A 15,166-nucleotide genomic window follows, 5' to 3' on the forward strand; every position below is an offset into this window, starting at 1 on the left:
GTATGCCTAATTATGCAAATCGCTACATAAGTAGCCTAACTAGAGAAACGTATGCGTTAATACTGGCTGGTGGTCGTGGTTCTCGCCTGCACGAATTGACCGACTGGCGTGCAAAGCCAGCCGTTTACTTTGGTGGTAAACACAGAATTATTGATTTTCCTTTGTCTAACTGTATCAACTCGGGTGTTAGGCGTGTGGGTATAGCAACACAATATAAATCTCACTCACTTATTCGCCACGTAAATCGAGCTTGGGGGCACTTTAAAAAGGAATTAGGTGAATCGGTTGAAATATTACCTGCATCACAACGCCATGGTGATGAATGGTATTGCGGCACCGCCGATGCTGTTTTTCAAAATATGGATATTATTCGTCATGAGTTACCTAAATATGTAATGATTTTATCAGGCGACCACGTTTATCGTATGGATTACGGTGCATTGCTTGCTGAACATGTTCAAAAAGGGGCCGATATGACCGTGTGTTGTATTGAAGTACCTGTTGAAGAAGCTGCAGATACCTTTGGTGTAATGACAGTAGATGAAGAAAGCCGTGTTTGTCGTTTTGATGAAAAGCCAGCTATGCCAAGCTCAGTGCCAGGCAAGCCGGGTACATGCTTAGCATCAATGGGTAACTACATATTTAATACTGAGTTCTTATTTGAGCAACTTAAGAAAGATGCTGAAAATGAAGGCTCAGGACGTGATTTTGGGCATGACATAATACCCGCTATTATTGAAGAGCATAACGTTTTTGCATTCCCATTCAGAGACCCTCAACAAGAAGGTCAGCCATATTGGCGCGATGTAGGAACACTCGACTCATTTTGGGAGGCTAACATGGAACTTGTTATGCCTGAGCCTCAACTTGACTTATACGACCCAGCGTGGCCAATTTGGACATACCAAGAGCAATTACCCCCAGCTAAATTTATATTTGATGATGACGACAGGCGAGGAATGGCCCTTGATTCTACAGTTTCGGGAGGGTGTATTATTTCGGGTTCGGCAGTAAGAAAATCATTGTTATTTTCTAACGTGCATGTGCGCTCGTTTTGTGAAATTGAACAATCGGTTATTTTACCGGGCGCTATTATTAACCGCGGTTGTAAAATAAAACGTGCAATAATAGACAGAAGTTGTGAAATACCTGCAGGGCTTGAAATAGGATTTGACCGTAAAACAGATGAAGAAAATGGTTTTAGGGTATCAAAAAAAGGCATCGTACTTGTTACCCGCGACATGCTTAGTGAACTTGCTAAAAAGTTAGAGCGTCAAACACAAGAAAATAAGAAACTAGCTTAATACAGAGTTAGGCAAAACAAGCTTGCCCTAAAGCGGGTGAGCTTATTAAAACAAAGGAAGTAGTAAATTAATGCATGTATTAATGGTTGCAGCAGAGAACGATGCGTTACCTGGCGCTAAAGTAGGCGGTGTAGCAGATGTAGTCCGTGATGCCCCGAAGGCTCTTGCGAAGCATGGCGTATCGGTTGATGTGGTGATCCCAGATTATGGATTTGAGCCATTAAATAGGCATTACATAGGTGAAGTAACCGTGGCGTTTAATGCTCAATCTCATGTAATGACCTTGTTTAAAGTGGATCAAACAAAAAATAATATAACTCAAATTGTAATAAGCCACCCAATGTTTAGTGAATCGGGTAGCGTTTATTGTAATGATGCACCGGGTAGGCCATTTGCAACCGATGCAACAAAGTTTGCGCTATTTAATGCGGCTGTTTGCGAAGCATTATTGCAAGGACTACTTAAACGCCCTAGTACGCTGCATTTACATGACTGGCATAGCGCATGCGTTGCTGTTTTACTTAAGTTTGAGCCACGTTACAGTGCTTTACACGATATACATTTAGCGTACACAGTGCACAATTTAGCACTACAAGGAATAAGGCCTTTTAAGCACGATGAATCGAGCTTAGAAGCTTGGTTTCCATCATTAAGTTACAACGGGCAACACTTGTGCGACCCAAGGTATTCAAATTGTTTTAACCCAATGCGAAGCGCCATTAATTTAGCAGACAAAATTCATTTAGTATCGCCTACCTACAGCCAAGAAGTGCTTAAACCCAGTAATTACAATGATGGCTTTTTTGGTGGGGAGGGGCTTGAACAAGACCTACAAAATGCAGCCGAACAAGGTAAATTGGTCGGCATTTTGAATGGCTGTGAATACCCTGCATTGGAAGTTGCAAATGCAGTTATGGACGAGTTGTACAACGAGGCAGAAAAAAGCTTATTTGCTTGGATGAGCAACAGCGAACAGCTTGAAAGCGTTCACTACATTGCGCACCAACGATTAAAGCAATTTAAAGCAACACCAAATAATGGGCCAATTGTTACAAGCGTAGGCAGACTCACAGAACAAAAAGTATTGTTATTATGTCAGCCATTAAATGGTGAACTTGCGATAGACGCAGTATGTAATAGTATTAATGAACAGGGTGGGCGTTTAATCATATTAGGCTCTGGCGATAAAGCGCTAGAAGCATTGTTTACAAAAGCCATGGCACGTAACGAAAATTTACTATTTTTAAAAGGTTATGCGCAAAGAGTAGGTGATTTAATGTATCAATTAGGTGATTTATTTTTAATGCCTAGTTCGTTTGAGCCTTGCGGAATAAGCCAAATGCTGGCAATGCGCGCAGGCCAACCTTGTTTGGTACATAGTGTTGGCGGATTAAAAGATACGGTAAAACATAATCAAAATGGGTTTAGTTTTAATGGCGCAACATTGCGTGAGCAAACACATACTTTGCTTTCATGTTTAACCGAAACGCTAGCATTTTATAAACAACATCCCAAAAAATGGCAGCAAATAAAATCTAATGCTAAAGCAGTACGCTTTTCGTGGTCCCAGGTTGCAAGTGATTACATTTCAACCTTGTACCGATAAAGTTTGTTTAATTTAGCTTAAGCGCAGTGACATTTTAGATTATTTACGCTATTAATAACTTGGTATTAATGGAATGAAATAAAGTAGGTAAAGTGTCTGTATTTGTTGCAAGGCAAGCAATTTTCAATCGGCGTCAAAAAGTAGTTGCTTACGAGCTACTTTTTAGGGACAGTCCTAAAAACTTTTTTCCTGATATAGCCGAAGGGCAGGCAACTGCGCGGCTTATTATGGAAAATCAACTTAATTTGGGCACACGCCATATCACCTCTGGTAAAAAAGCGCTCATCAACATTGGGCCTGAATCTTTAGAGCTTGACCTGTGTGCCTTTTTACCGTGCCAAGACGTTGTAATAGAGCTTCTTGAAAGCATAGAGCCCACTGATACAAATTACGAGTTATGCCGAGAGCTCTTTCATAGTAATTTTAATTTAGCCCTTGATGACTTTGTATATAAACCGCAATGGGATCGCTTTTTAAAGCTGGTTAAACTCATAAAATTTGATATAACCATAACCCCATTAAACGACATTCACCCTATTATAAAAAAGCTCAAAGATCACAAACAAATTAAGTTACTCGCAGAAAAAATAGAAACTCAGGAAGAATACGAAGTTGCCGCTGGCATGGGCTTTGATTACTTTCAAGGTTACTTTTTTGCAAAACCCACCATGATGAAGCACAACGACATTGATTATAACTACGGGTTAGTCGTTGCAATATATGCTGAAATAATGGGCCCCAATCCAGATTTAACCAAAATAGCAGCGTTGTTTGAATTGGATGCCGCACTGGCTTATAAATTACTACGTTTAATTAACAGCGGCGTATTTCCCATACAAAGTAAAATAGCCTCCTTAAAGCAAGCGCTGGTTTATTTGGGTCAGGAGCGGTTAAAAAAGTTTGTTAGTTTAATTGTTACCGCTCACACCGCTGGTAAAAAGCCTGCAGAGTTAATGCAAGTGTGCGTCGTACGTGCCCGCTTTTGTGAATTGATTGCTAAAAAAGTGGCCAAGCATCAGTCAGGAGAGGCGTTTTTAACCGGCTTATTTTCGCTTCTTGACGCTATATTAGATCAACCAATGAGCTTGCTTGTTGAAAAATTACCTTTTCAGGATGATATAAAAGCAGCCTTGCTCGAAGAAAAAAACACACTGTATTACATTTTAAAAGTTGTTAAAGCATACGAAACCGGCAGCTGGTGGGCACTCGAACAAGCTGTTATATTTTTAAATATACAAAGTGATATACTACCAGAGCTTTACCAGAAGTCGGTTGACTGGGCCGACAGCTATAAAAATAATATTTAACGGAAAACAGCTTTAATGCGTAATTATAATATGGACTTTATTCGCGGCATTGCCGTGCTTGGCTTAGTGTTTATGAATGGCTATGCCTTTGGTTTTATGGAATTTGGTTATGTGCCTTTAACTACCCCCCCTGTAAGCGACACCATCATTGAATATTTTAATATACTGTTTATAGAAGGCCGATTTAGAACGTTGTTTAGCTTACTTTTTGGCGCAGGTTTGTATATTCAATGGCAGCGCTTTAAATCATCTGCGCAAATAAAAAGTAGATTATATTGGCTCATAATTTTTGGTCTTATACATGGCTTTTTACTTTGGGCTGGTGATATTTTGTTTGTTTATGGAGTGTCTGGCTGGTTTATTATTAAATATCTAGACACCGACAACCCTAAGCTATTGCAAAGAGGGCTCGAGTTTACTGGGCTCTCGGCGGTGGTTACGTTTTTAGTGTTATTCACTATTCCTGACGATCAGAGCTTTCGTGATTCTGCCAAGTTTATTGAGTTATTTAGCCCTCATTACAGTGATTACTTTAATGAAAATCTTTTTATAAATATCGTTATGCTAGTAACAGTACCGTTAATGACGATGTGGATGTGCGTTGGCATCATGCTAATTGGCATTTACGCGTATAAAGAGGGAATATTTAACAAAGGTCTATCAAATCAGCAGTTGTGGGTGTGTGGCTTAGGTGTACTTATATTTTGTAGTATACGACTAAGCACATCAACGCTTACTGGTGGTTTGGGTATGAGTTTACAAGAAATTTCTAACATGTTCGCTGCTCTGTGTATGGCTGGGCTTTATATTCATGTAATTGTTAAGTTTTGTAATAATAGCCCACAGTTTGGCAAACTAATACAGCAGGCGGGTCGCATGGCATTCACACTGTATATAAGCCAAACCGTCATGCAATTACTTATTTATAGAGTGTTATTTCCAGAGTGGATACTTAGCTTTAATAGAATAGATTACTGGTTAGTTGCTGGCAGCTTAGTTGCTGTGCAGTTATTATTTACGTTATTTTATAGTCGTTATTTTAAACAAGGCCCGCTTGAAGTGCTGTGGCGCAAATTAACCGACATTAAATCGGCGGCATAACTCGCATTTTTAGGTGGTTTGGGTATACACTAGCGACCCTAAAAAATTAATACCATTAAGTGATATGACCGAATTAAAACGTTTAAATAAATTTATTAGTGAAACAGGTTTTTGTTCACGCCGTGAAGCCGATAAATATATTGAGCAAGGTCGTGTGTCAGTTAATGGTAATGCGCCAGAAATGGGCGTGAAGGTTGCAGCAACCGACGTAGTATTGGTCGATGGAAAACCATTAAAAACACCACCTAAACGTGTTTATATTGCCTACAATAAACCGGTGGGTATAACGTGTACAACCGAACGTAAAATTCAAAGCAATATTGTCAAAGCGGTTAATTACCCCGATCGTATATTTCCAATTGGGCGCCTAGATAGACCCTCTGAAGGGTTAATATTTTTAACTAACGAGGGCGACATTGTTAATAAAATTTTGCGTGCGGGTAATAACCACGAAAAAGAATACGTCGTCACCGTAGACAAGCCCCTTAACCGCCAATTTGTATCTAAAATGGCCAACGGCATTCCTATTTTAGATACTGTCACCAAAAAGTGTAAGGTTACACAAACAGCCCCTAAAGAATTTAAGATCATTTTAACTCAGGGGTTAAACCGCCAAATTCGCCGAATGTGTGAGTATTTAGGTTACGAAGTGGTGACTTTAAAGCGCACTCGTATTATGAATGTAACATTAAAAGGCTTAAAAGTGGGTCAATGGCGTCATTTATCCGATGTTGAAATGGCGCAAATAAACGACTCAATTGCTGACTCAGGCAAAACCCAAGAGCACTCGATAGATACTAACAAGCAAGTTGATAAAAATGCGGGTATATCACCTAAGCGTGACTTTCAGGGTGAAAACCCTCGTCGTAATAAGCAAAAAGAGCGAGGCGATGAGCAAAAAAATAATCGAACTAATGCACCATATCAAAAGCGCTCTACAACCTATGTTGGTAAACCAAAAACGGCAAAAGCAAATAGTGCATCTAGCAATAAAGCAGGCGCACGCACTAAGCTAAGTTTAAAAAAATAAGCTAAGCAATTACCACTGTATTTATTTAAGTTATAAAAAATGCCACAGTTTACGCTGTGGCATTTTTATTTAGTTAAGTACTTAATATGTCGTTACTTATGTGGTTGGTATTCAATTCTAAAAATCATAGTATATAAAACAGGCACTACTATTAATGTAAGTATGGTCGCAAAGCCCAAACCAAACATAATTGTGACCGCCATAGATTGAAAGAACACATCAAACAGCAAAGGGATCATACCGAGTATTGTGGTGATTGCAGCCATTGCTACAGGCCGCACACGGCTCACCCCAGAATCAAAAACCGCTTGGTAAGGTGAGCTGCCCGCTTTTAGCTCAAGGTTTATTTGGTCGACTAATACAATGCCATTTTTAATGAGCATACCACTTAAGCTTAATAACCCAAGTAGGCCCATAAAACTAAACGGCGCGTTCATTGCTAACAAACCGGCACTGACACCAATAATTGCCAGTGGAACTGTAGCCCAAATTACAAGAGGCTGTTTTAATGAGTTAAACAGTAAAACCGTAATAGCAAACATAGCTAAGTAGCCAAGCGGCAAAGACCCAAATATAGCTTTTTGAGCTTTGCTAGAAGATTCATATTCGCCGCCCCATTCTAATGAGTACCCATGAGGTAGCTCTATAGATTCAATAGGGCCTCGTACTCGGGCAAACAATTTAGCGGCTGTTTCATCTCCCAGCACATTTTGGTCGGCCATTACCGTTATTGTTCGCTTTCTATCGCGACGCATTATTAGGCTGTCTTCCCATTCAACGATAAACTCATCTACCACTTGAGTTACTGGTACAAATACACCTAAAACAGGGCTGTATATTTGTAAATCATGAACGCTATCTACATTAAGACGCTCATTAGCAGGGGAGCGCGCAATAATTGGCAGTAATTGAGTACCATCACGATATACACCCACCTGTTTACCCGACAGGCTTGTAAGCAACACATCATCCAGATCTGATTTACTTATGCCTAAGCGTCGAGCTTTTTGTTCGTTAAACTGTGGACGAATCATTTTGGTTCGCGCACGCCAATCATTACGAATATTAAATGCGCCGTCATCTTGAGCCATAAGCTTTTCAGCTTCAGCTGCGAGTTTTCTAAGAATGACAGGGTCAGGGCCCGTAAAACGGGCTTCTATTTTTGCATCAGTAGAAGGCCCAATCTCCATAGGCTTTATTTTTAGTTGAGCTGATAACGGTGTATTTTGAGAATAATCTCGGACCTTTTGCATAACAACCGCAACTGCTTCGCGGTCTTTTACTCTTATAATAAGTTGTCCATACGACGAGTAAGACTTTTGAGGCGCATAAGTAAGCATAAAGCGCGGCGCACCTTGCCCGGTTGTACTTGTTACTTCTTCTACAAGTTCTTCTTGTTGCAAATAGTTTTCAAGCTTCTTTATGCCATCTAGTGTGGCACGGATATCCGAACCTTGTTGTTGCCAGTAATCTACGTAAAACATAGGTGTGTTTGAGGCAGGGAAAAACGACTGCTTAACCGAACCAAACCCCACTACGGCACTGCACAGTAATACAACCATGAGGATCATTGTTGACTTACGATAGTGCATTGCTAAATCTAATAGCGCTTTATAGCCTGTAAAGATAAACCCGTGGTATGGGTCGTTATCTGAATCGTCTTCGGTGTTTTTATCTTTTTTAAATTCATTTTCTGAAAACATAAGGTTTGCAAAAAATGGAGTTAAAGTAATGGCGGTTATCCAGCTAAGTAACAGCGATATAAACAACACCCAAAACAAGCTGCCCGCAAACTCACCGGTTGCGTCAGAGCTTAAACCAATTGGCGCAAACGCAGTAATACCAATAATAGTTGCACCTAATAGTGGCCATTTAGTTTGCTCAACAATGTTAACTGCGGCTTTGAGTTTGGTCTGGCCACGTTTTAGGTTTATTAAAATTCCTTCGGTAACCACTATGGCGTTATCTACCAGCATACCAAGAGCTATAATAAGCGCACCTAACGATATACGTTGTAAGTCTATGGCAAACAACTTCATAAAAATAAAGGTGCCTAAAACAGTTAGTAATAAAATACCGCCTATTAAAATGCCGCTTTTAAGGCCCATAAAAATAAGGAGTACCACAATCACTATTGCAATGGCTTCTAGCAGGCTAACAATAAAACCGTCTACCGAGGTTTCTACTTCTTTTGGTTGGTTGTATACAGCATTCACGTCAATACCATGCGGGCGCTGGTACTCAAGTTCTGCTAAGTGAGCATCAATACGTTTACCTACATCAACCACATTAACGCCATTCATAAACGATATGCCAATTAATAGCGCTTGCTCAGAGTTGTATCTAATTACATTAGTGGGTACTTCAGCGTACTCTCTAAATACTTCGGCAACATCACCCAAATAAATAAGCTCGTTCGCACCAGGTTTAGAAATCAGCAGAGTTTCAAGCTCTTTAACATCTTTAAATTCGCCAGTGGGATGAAAACGAATCGACTCATCGCCCACTCTAATCTTACCTGCGTTAGACACCGTGTTTTGAGATTGTAACAATGCAAATATATGGCTGGGGGCAATACCAAGTTGGGCTAATTTACGGGTAGATATTTCTACCATTACTTGCGGCTGTTGCTCACCTGCAATCGTTACCTTGCTTACCCCTTTAACTAATACCAGTTCACGCTTTAAATAGTCGGTGTAGTCTTTTAGTTCATCGTAAGAATAGCCGTCACCTACAACAGAATATAAAACACCATATACATCGCCAAAGTCATCTAAAATTGTACTTGGGTAAACACCACTGGGTAAAGACGGAGAAAGATCGTTTATTTTACGACGCATTTCATCCCAAATTTGGCGAAGTTGCTCTTTTCGATAAGTGCTCTTCATTTCCACGGCAATTTGCGACTTCCCGTTGGATGAAATAGAAGTCACGTGGTCAACATAGGGTAACTGTTGAATTGCATTTTCGAGTGGAAAAGTAACTTCTTCCTCGACTTGCTGCGGTGATGCGCCAGGGTACATGGTAATAACCATGGCCTGTTTAAGTGTAAATTCAGGGTCTTCTAACTGACCTAAATCAAAATACGATACGCTACCACCAATTAAAAGCAGCAGGGCAAACATCCAACTAATTACTTTTTTCTTTATAGAAAATTGTGCAAAGCTCATAATTATAAGCCTCGCTCTTTATTCCATGGACGAACTTTCATGCCTTCTTCAATTGAGTGAACACCCGCAGACACCACAATTTGGCCCTCTTTAATACCGCTAAGTACCTCTATGCCATCATGGTGTAATTGGCCAACTTCAACAGCTTGTTTATGGACTTGGCCGGTATTTTCATCATAAAGCCAAACATAGGCATTATTTTTAATTGCTTCTTGAGGATCAGAAAAAACCGATTCAATAGGGAGTATTGTGTAAGCAACCTGCGAACGTGTTACTTTACTTAAATCAATTAAAACGCGGCCAGTCATACCTGCTAGTAAATTAAAGTCATCAGGCACGGGTAACGAAAACACCACTTTATAAGTGAGTGTTGCTGGGTCGGCTTGGGTGTCCCATTCTTTAATATCGAGCGAGTATTCTTTATCTTCAAAACCATCAAATTTAACAGTAGGGTGGTAATCCGTGCCTTTTTTGAATCGTGCCACTATTTTTTCAGGAACCTGAATTTCTACGTCCATTAAATCACGCGTTTCTAGGCGCAAAATATCTTGTTTAGCTTGAATATTTTCAAAATTCTTTACAAACACTTTGGCAACAGTGCCCGCAAAAGGGGCTCGCAATTCACTGTACTCTAGGTTGGTTTCAGCAATTTTAAATGCCGACTCAGCAATTTGCATATTGGCTGTTGCTTGGTCGAGCTCAGATTGGCTAGTAATTTTTTTCTCGAATAATTGTTCAATTCGGCTCAGTTGCGATTTTGCCAGTTCGTAACGTGCTTTACGTTCGTCAAACTGGAGCTGAAAATCTTCAGGGTCTAATTTGGCTAGTAAATCGCCTTTTTCAACGTGTTCCCCAGCAAGAACTGGAAACTCTATAAGTTCTCCGTTTACCCTAAATGCAAGGTAAGATCCTTGGTTTGCAACCACCTCAGCAGGGAAACTACGAATATTAATTTGAGAGTCATGACCAATATTGAACAACTTAACAGGGCGAATTGGCTCTTCTTTAACTAGTTGTTCTGGCTCAGAACAGGCAATTAAACTAAGTAGGGTCGTTGTTAGTAAACATAGACGAAAGAGTTTCATGTCTTCTCCATTGCAATATTGGCAAAATAAGTAAGTGCAGGATACGCTGCAAACATATAAAATAAAATTCATTAAATTTTAGAGACTCAATAAGTTTTACTTATAATGTTTTGAGGCGGTATATGAAGCTGAATCAATTAGTAATATTAGATGCCATAGTGCAAAGCGCAAGTTTGAGCGGTGCTGCGCAAAAGCTTCATAAAACACAGCCCGCGCTAACGTTGGCTATAAAAAACTTAGAAGCACAAATAGGCTTTGAGCTGCTAGATAGAACTAAGTACCGGTTACAGCTTACTGAAAAAGGACGTATTTTTCATCGTGAGGCACAACAGTTACTGCATGCAAATGACGAGCTTGCCAAACTCGCAGAAGAGCTTTCGTTAGGAAATGAACCCCAATATCGAATTTGTTACGAACAGCTCTGTCATAAACAAAGTTATAACAAGATCATAAGTAATACTTTTAGGCAGTTTACGAGTACAGAGTTTTGTATTACCAGTGGCAAACGGTTTGTATCGTTAGAACAAGTTAATAGTGGGCAAGCAGAGCTAGGTATTGGCCCCTGGTTTGATTTATTTCATGCTACAGGTGACTTAGAAAGCGTGCCCATAGGTAAGCTCGACATTGGTATAGTCAGTGCTAAAGGGTTATTACCCCAACAGTTAACATACACACAATTACAAACCTATCCGTGTTTAGCTATGTTTGAAAGCGATTTAAGCATAGACAGCGATAGGCTATCTTACTCTAAAGGTTCTGCAATGATGAAAATAGACGACGTAGCAACTTTAAAGTCGTTTTTACTTTCAGGGGCCGGATGGGCAATGATGAGCCTAGAGCATTGCAAACCTGAAATAAAAGCAGGCTTACTACAAGAAATCCATATTACAGACCGCGAACATAAATTTAGCGCACAAATAAGAGCGTTTAGGCAACATGCTATTCATCATGGCCCTGTGGCACGCACTGTATGGGAGCAATTTAAACAACTAAGTAAGGCTTACGCTGATAAAAATGGATATTGAAAAAGAAACCCTTATTTATACTGTAATAGCCGGTATCCCAGCAGGAAAAGTAGCAAGCTATGGTCAAGTTGCTACGTTGGCTGGATTTCCGCAAAACTCACGTTTAGTTGGCCGTTTATTAAAAATAATGCCAAGTGATTCGGTTATTCCATGGCATCGTGTTGTAAACAGCCAAGGTAAAATAGCGTTCCCTGTAGGCAGTAACAAGTACCAAGAACAGCGTCAAAAGTTATTATCAGAAGGTGTGCTTTTTAAAAACGACAAAGTAAATATGCGTGAGTGTAGATGGCAGTAAAGTTAACACTTTAGGCTAATTGCCAGTGTAGGTCCGATAAATTAGTGCCATACGGCACAGTAAAATACCTTCTAGATATTTTTGCTAAGTACTCAGTATTAACGGATGAACACCTAAAGCCTCGGCAACATCCAGTGATATGGCATCGTCTCGTAAGCTTAGTTTGACTAATTTGATTTTGCAATTAACGGGGTAAAACCATCTCTTTCTAGGTTGAGTATATCTAGGGATATTAGCCTCCTCAAAGTAATGAGGAGGTGTCCACTAAAACGGGTGAGGAGCATTGTCCTTGTTAAACAAATTGTTATGTGTAAATTACTTCTGTTCTTCTAAATGTTTTTTTACGTAATATTGTTCATTCTTTTTATATGCAGCCCACAAGGCATAAAAATCAATTGCGTAAACTAGTAAACCTTTAACGTTTAGATAATATGAGCCAAAAAATCCTGGTATTGAAAAGCCAAAATCGGGTATTAACGCAAAGCTAACAACAAACAAAAAGCCAGCAGTTAATACTGTACTAAATACACCAGTAAATATAACTTTGAAACTTTTCTTAACTTCGACTTCACTCAAAACATACCTTTACACATAACGCCTCGCTTAAACGGCGAAAAATAGCAGGCTAAAGTTAGCGACGAAGGAGCTCAAGCATGCTGTTTTGCGTCCTTTGGTTAAAGCGTTTGTTAGGTGAATTTAAGCCATAAATAGAGCAACGACAATAGAAACCCAAGTTAAACTAAAAACTAAAATACTAGTATTTTCGGATTCTGAATTTATATACAAAAATAAAGTGCCAAAGAAAAATGCAATTGGTGTTGCTGCCATTGCTGAGTATTCGCTTGGCAATTCACGCCCAAAAAAAACAATTAATATTTTTAAAATAATGAACGCAAAAGACATATAAAAGAAGACCCGAATCATCCATATTCTTAGATGATCATCTGAAGCAAGCGGTCTTACTTTTTTAGTAAGGAATATCTTCCTTAGAATTTGTAAGATTTCCTTATCCGTTTTATTTAGCTTAAACACACTAATGGATTTCCTCATTAACCTAACGCCAGCATAAGCGGCGATTAATAAAGGGCTAAAATTATTGAGCGCAGCGACAATAGCCCATTGTTAATTGTCCGAGCGAGTTTACGAGCCTTAATGCTCTTGTTATATGCCGTTTTTATACCTGCATACTTGTGTAGCACTAACTTTATAATTTACAACAATTGAATCCCCTGACACTTCAAATTGCAAAGATATATTACTGTAACAATTCAAATCTGTTTTGCTTACTATCTTATCTAATTTTACTGAGTTAGAAATTCCAGAAAGGCTTTTTACCATATTACTTATCTTGTCGTCTTTTATTGCATTTGAAGATAACCAAACTTCAAAGTCGTTATATTCAGTGGATATTTGAAGTTGCTCTTCGATTTTGGCATTCCACTTATCTACTGCTTGTTTGGTAATTTTAGTATCGGCTTCTTGTTGTTCAGAACACCCCAATAAAATAAAGAATGTCAAAAAAATAACTAAACGCAAAGTAAACACCTTAGGCATATAACGCCCGGCCTTGGGGCGCGCGCTTTTTGCGCGTCCCGCCACGCTTTTCAGTGGCATCAACGGCCGTTTGTTATAAATATCATCGCACATTTCGACTATCCCTGAGGTTGATACAGGCTTCCGACACACAAGCTTTTAGCATTTCCATCTTGAGCTCAACTTGCTGGTCGATGATAGCATTTGCCTCTTCAACCTCTCCGCGTGCTAATGACTCCCTAATTTTAGTTAGTGTATCCAAGTCATATGCAGCATTCGAAACTAACGAATCTTCAATAATCCCAGTGGCGACGTAGTCTGCATGCTTATTGATAGCATCAACAAGGAAGGCAAAACCCCATAGGCCAAACACCAATAAAGTCGCGAAGAATAGAACTTGTTTCAGGTACTTCATAGTTTCAAATATTTATAACGCCCTGTTAAGGGGCGGATAATAGTTGGCTTAAAATAGTGACACGAAGTGGAACCCAAGCCAACTGTTAGGAGTCCCGCTTGAACAGTTTGTTATGTGTACTTACAACCGGTCAAAATAGTCACCTGAACGATGCCTAAAAAACACATTGCAATATTGCAACTCAATTTCCAGCGGCGCAGTTTTTAAAACATTTATGTAAGGATTTAGTTCTAGTGTAACGGTGACGTTTTGTGAAGAAACCAGCGAATCAAATAGAGCACGTTTTTTTGCTTCTGATTCAGAATATGGCATTCGAATTATTATGTTTTCGTTGCAATTTGGAGCAGCGATAGGAAAGTGCTCTTTTGGCACATACACTTCAAACTGACCACCTTTATTAAATCCATACTCAGTATTTAATTCATACTGTCCCGAGCGCAGTTCATATTTCATATGGTAATAGTTTGAATACTTGCCAGGGTTTACCTTTATCTCCTGAGCATAACTTTGCAATGAAATAAATAACAATACTGTGATTAAAACTTGCTTCATACTTTCCTGTACACATAACGCTCCAATATGGGGCGCATAAATGCTTGGCTAAAACTAGCGACGAAGGAGCGCAAGCCAAGCGTTTTGCGTCCATGCCATAATTGGCTTGTTATAAACCTGTTTGCATTAATATTTCGTTTATAGACGATTCTATGTTTTTTCTTAGTACTTCAGAAACATGCTGTTTATCCGCGTCAGAGAGCTCATCCCATGTTGCTGGTAATTCTTCAATGTTAATAGGCATCAGCTTTTGTAGATAACAAGCACTACATTTTTTCTTACCGTTAATATATGGCGCGATATTCAAAGCTACATAAGTGTTAGCCTGCATCGCATTTCCAAAAGCAGACCGCTGATTGACGCCATAGCCGTATGTGCCCGGAGTTGCATAAACATCACGGGGTATTAGCTCAATGATCATGTCATATTTTTGTCTTTGAGCCTCTTCAATCAGTTGAACTTGAAACCCTTTATTTTTTAACCTGTTGATAACCGAATCAGTTAATAGCTTAGAAAAAGTTGGATCATTTACTTGAGCATACTCATTATTAAATATTGTGGTTCCAATAGTTACAAAGTTTGGTGTGTCAGGAAATTGATTGATGATGCCAACAGTTTTGACTGATTGCAGCTCAGTTGGCTTTAAAGTGGAAGCGCAGCCACCTAAAAAGCTGAGGGTTAAAATGGTAATTGCTAATTTTATGATTTTTTGCACGATACGTCCTTTTAAGGTTTATAACGCC

General features: G+C 39.3%; 15 protein-coding genes and 1 pseudogene. 7 read left to right on the forward strand and 9 right to left on the reverse strand.

The features are described from left to right. Window positions 1–2 precede the first annotated feature (2 nt). The 5 genes from glgC to rluF all read left to right on the forward strand — a co-directional run bounded on the left by glgC (window position 3) and on the right by rluF (window position 6,348). Window positions 3–1,304, forward strand: coding sequence for a glucose-1-phosphate adenylyltransferase (gene glgC, locus ATS72_RS15865; protein WP_006791778.1), 1,302 nt, complete (start codon window positions 3–5; stop codon window positions 1,302–1,304). A 70-nt stretch (window positions 1,305–1,374) separates the two neighbouring features. Then, entirely contained in the window at window positions 1,375–2,910 is a 1,536-nt protein-coding gene (locus ATS72_RS15870) for a glycogen synthase (RefSeq protein WP_058429216.1), read from the forward strand. Between the two features lie 92 nt (window positions 2,911–3,002). Further along, window positions 3,003–4,217, forward strand: a complete 1,215-nt coding sequence (locus tag ATS72_RS15875; RefSeq protein ID WP_033018946.1) for an EAL and HDOD domain-containing protein — start codon at window positions 3,003–3,005, stop codon at window positions 4,215–4,217. A 15-nt stretch (window positions 4,218–4,232) separates the two neighbouring features. Continuing rightward, window positions 4,233–5,318, forward strand: coding sequence for a DUF418 domain-containing protein (locus tag ATS72_RS15880; protein WP_235591556.1), 1,086 nt, complete (start codon window positions 4,233–4,235; stop codon window positions 5,316–5,318). A gap of 64 nt (window positions 5,319–5,382) precedes the next feature. Continuing rightward, a complete protein-coding gene (gene rluF / locus ATS72_RS15885; protein WP_058429421.1) occupies window positions 5,383–6,348 on the forward strand; it encodes a 23S rRNA pseudouridine(2604) synthase RluF in 966 nt (321 codons plus the stop codon). 92 nt (window positions 6,349–6,440) lie between these two features. On the opposite strand, the gene ATS72_RS15890 is transcribed toward rluF, so the two are convergent. Both ATS72_RS15890 and ATS72_RS15895 read right to left on the reverse strand, forming a co-directional pair. Then, window positions 6,441–9,518 carry an efflux RND transporter permease subunit gene (locus tag ATS72_RS15890; RefSeq protein WP_058429217.1) on the reverse strand — a complete coding sequence of 1,026 codons (3,078 nt, stop codon included), beginning with the start codon at window positions 9,516–9,518 and terminating at the stop codon, window positions 6,441–6,443. Between the two features lie 2 nt (window positions 9,519–9,520). Next, on the reverse strand, window positions 9,521–10,603 hold the full coding sequence (locus ATS72_RS15895; RefSeq protein ID WP_058429218.1) for an efflux RND transporter periplasmic adaptor subunit: 1,083 nt from the start codon (window positions 10,601–10,603) through the stop codon (window positions 9,521–9,523). A 122-nt stretch (window positions 10,604–10,725) separates the two neighbouring features. Here ATS72_RS15895 and ATS72_RS15900 point away from each other — a divergent pair, with 122 nt between their 5' ends. After that, window positions 10,726–11,628 (forward strand): LysR family transcriptional regulator, encoded by a 903-nt coding sequence (locus tag ATS72_RS15900; protein ID WP_006791785.1) that lies wholly within the window; start codon window positions 10,726–10,728, stop codon window positions 11,626–11,628. Further along, entirely contained in the window at window positions 11,618–11,923 is a 306-nt protein-coding gene (locus tag ATS72_RS15905; protein WP_039037404.1) for an MGMT family protein, read from the forward strand. Before ATS72_RS15900 ends, ATS72_RS15905 begins: the two co-directional genes overlap by 11 nt. Window positions 11,924–12,013: 90 nt before the next feature. On the opposite strand, the pseudogene ATS72_RS15910 reads toward ATS72_RS15905, so the two are convergent. From ATS72_RS15910 to ATS72_RS15945, 7 genes and pseudogenes are all read right to left on the reverse strand, one after another. Continuing rightward, a pseudogene (locus ATS72_RS15910) lies at window positions 12,014–12,154 on the reverse strand (IS3-like element ISCps9 family transposase); the annotation flags it as partial. Between the two features lie 84 nt (window positions 12,155–12,238). After that, window positions 12,239–12,499 carry a hypothetical protein gene (locus tag ATS72_RS15915; RefSeq protein ID WP_058429219.1) on the reverse strand — a complete coding sequence of 87 codons (261 nt, stop codon included), beginning with the start codon at window positions 12,497–12,499 and terminating at the stop codon, window positions 12,239–12,241. A 120-nt stretch (window positions 12,500–12,619) separates the two neighbouring features. Continuing rightward, a complete protein-coding gene (locus ATS72_RS15920; RefSeq protein ID WP_139295589.1) occupies window positions 12,620–12,955 on the reverse strand; it encodes a hypothetical protein in 336 nt (111 codons plus the stop codon). Between the two features lie 129 nt (window positions 12,956–13,084). After that, the gene (locus tag ATS72_RS15925) at window positions 13,085–13,570 is read right to left on the reverse strand and encodes a hypothetical protein (protein ID WP_058429221.1); all 486 of its coding nucleotides are present in this window, start codon (window positions 13,568–13,570) and stop codon (window positions 13,085–13,087) included. Then, window positions 13,560–13,871, reverse strand: coding sequence for a hypothetical protein (locus ATS72_RS15930; RefSeq protein WP_058429222.1), 312 nt, complete (start codon window positions 13,869–13,871; stop codon window positions 13,560–13,562). Before ATS72_RS15930 ends, ATS72_RS15925 begins: the two co-directional genes overlap by 11 nt. A 120-nt stretch (window positions 13,872–13,991) precedes the next feature. Continuing rightward, window positions 13,992–14,423 carry a hypothetical protein gene (locus ATS72_RS15935; protein WP_139295590.1) on the reverse strand — a complete coding sequence of 144 codons (432 nt, stop codon included), beginning with the start codon at window positions 14,421–14,423 and terminating at the stop codon, window positions 13,992–13,994. A gap of 109 nt (window positions 14,424–14,532) precedes the next feature. Next, window positions 14,533–15,138 (reverse strand): hypothetical protein, encoded by a 606-nt coding sequence (locus ATS72_RS15945; RefSeq protein WP_058429225.1) that lies wholly within the window; start codon window positions 15,136–15,138, stop codon window positions 14,533–14,535. Between the last annotated feature and the right edge of the window lie 28 nt (window positions 15,139–15,166).

The organism is Pseudoalteromonas sp. 13-15, assembly GCF_001468205.2.
GTDB classification, from domain to species: Bacteria; Pseudomonadota; Gammaproteobacteria; order Enterobacterales; family Alteromonadaceae; genus Pseudoalteromonas; species Pseudoalteromonas marina.

Bases quoted from the DNA above. Each gene is read 5' to 3' on its own strand.
- glgC (WP_006791778.1), top strand. From the start codon at position 3: ATGCCTAATTATGCAAATCGCTACATAAGTAGCCTAACTAGAGAAACG.
- ATS72_RS15870 (WP_058429216.1), top strand. From the start codon at position 1,375: ATGCATGTATTAATGGTTGCAGCAGAGAACGATGCGTTACCTGGCGCT.
- ATS72_RS15880 (WP_235591556.1), top strand. From the start codon at position 4,233: ATGCGTAATTATAATATGGACTTTATTCGCGGCATTGCCGTGCTTGGC.
- rluF (WP_058429421.1), top strand. From the start codon at position 5,383: ATGACCGAATTAAAACGTTTAAATAAATTTATTAGTGAAACAGGTTTT.
- ATS72_RS15890 (WP_058429217.1), bottom strand. From the start codon at position 9,518: ATGAGCTTTGCACAATTTTCTATAAAGAAAAAAGTAATTAGTTGGATG.
- ATS72_RS15895 (WP_058429218.1), bottom strand. From the start codon at position 10,603: ATGAAACTCTTTCGTCTATGTTTACTAACAACGACCCTACTTAGTTTA.
- ATS72_RS15900 (WP_006791785.1), top strand. From the start codon at position 10,726: ATGAAGCTGAATCAATTAGTAATATTAGATGCCATAGTGCAAAGCGCA.
- ATS72_RS15905 (WP_039037404.1), top strand. From the start codon at position 11,618: ATGGATATTGAAAAAGAAACCCTTATTTATACTGTAATAGCCGGTATC.
- ATS72_RS15925 (WP_058429221.1), bottom strand. From the start codon at position 13,570: ATGTGCGATGATATTTATAACAAACGGCCGTTGATGCCACTGAAAAGC.
- ATS72_RS15930 (WP_058429222.1), bottom strand. From the start codon at position 13,871: ATGAAGTACCTGAAACAAGTTCTATTCTTCGCGACTTTATTGGTGTTT.
- ATS72_RS15935 (WP_139295590.1), bottom strand. From the start codon at position 14,423: ATGAAGCAAGTTTTAATCACAGTATTGTTATTTATTTCATTGCAAAGT.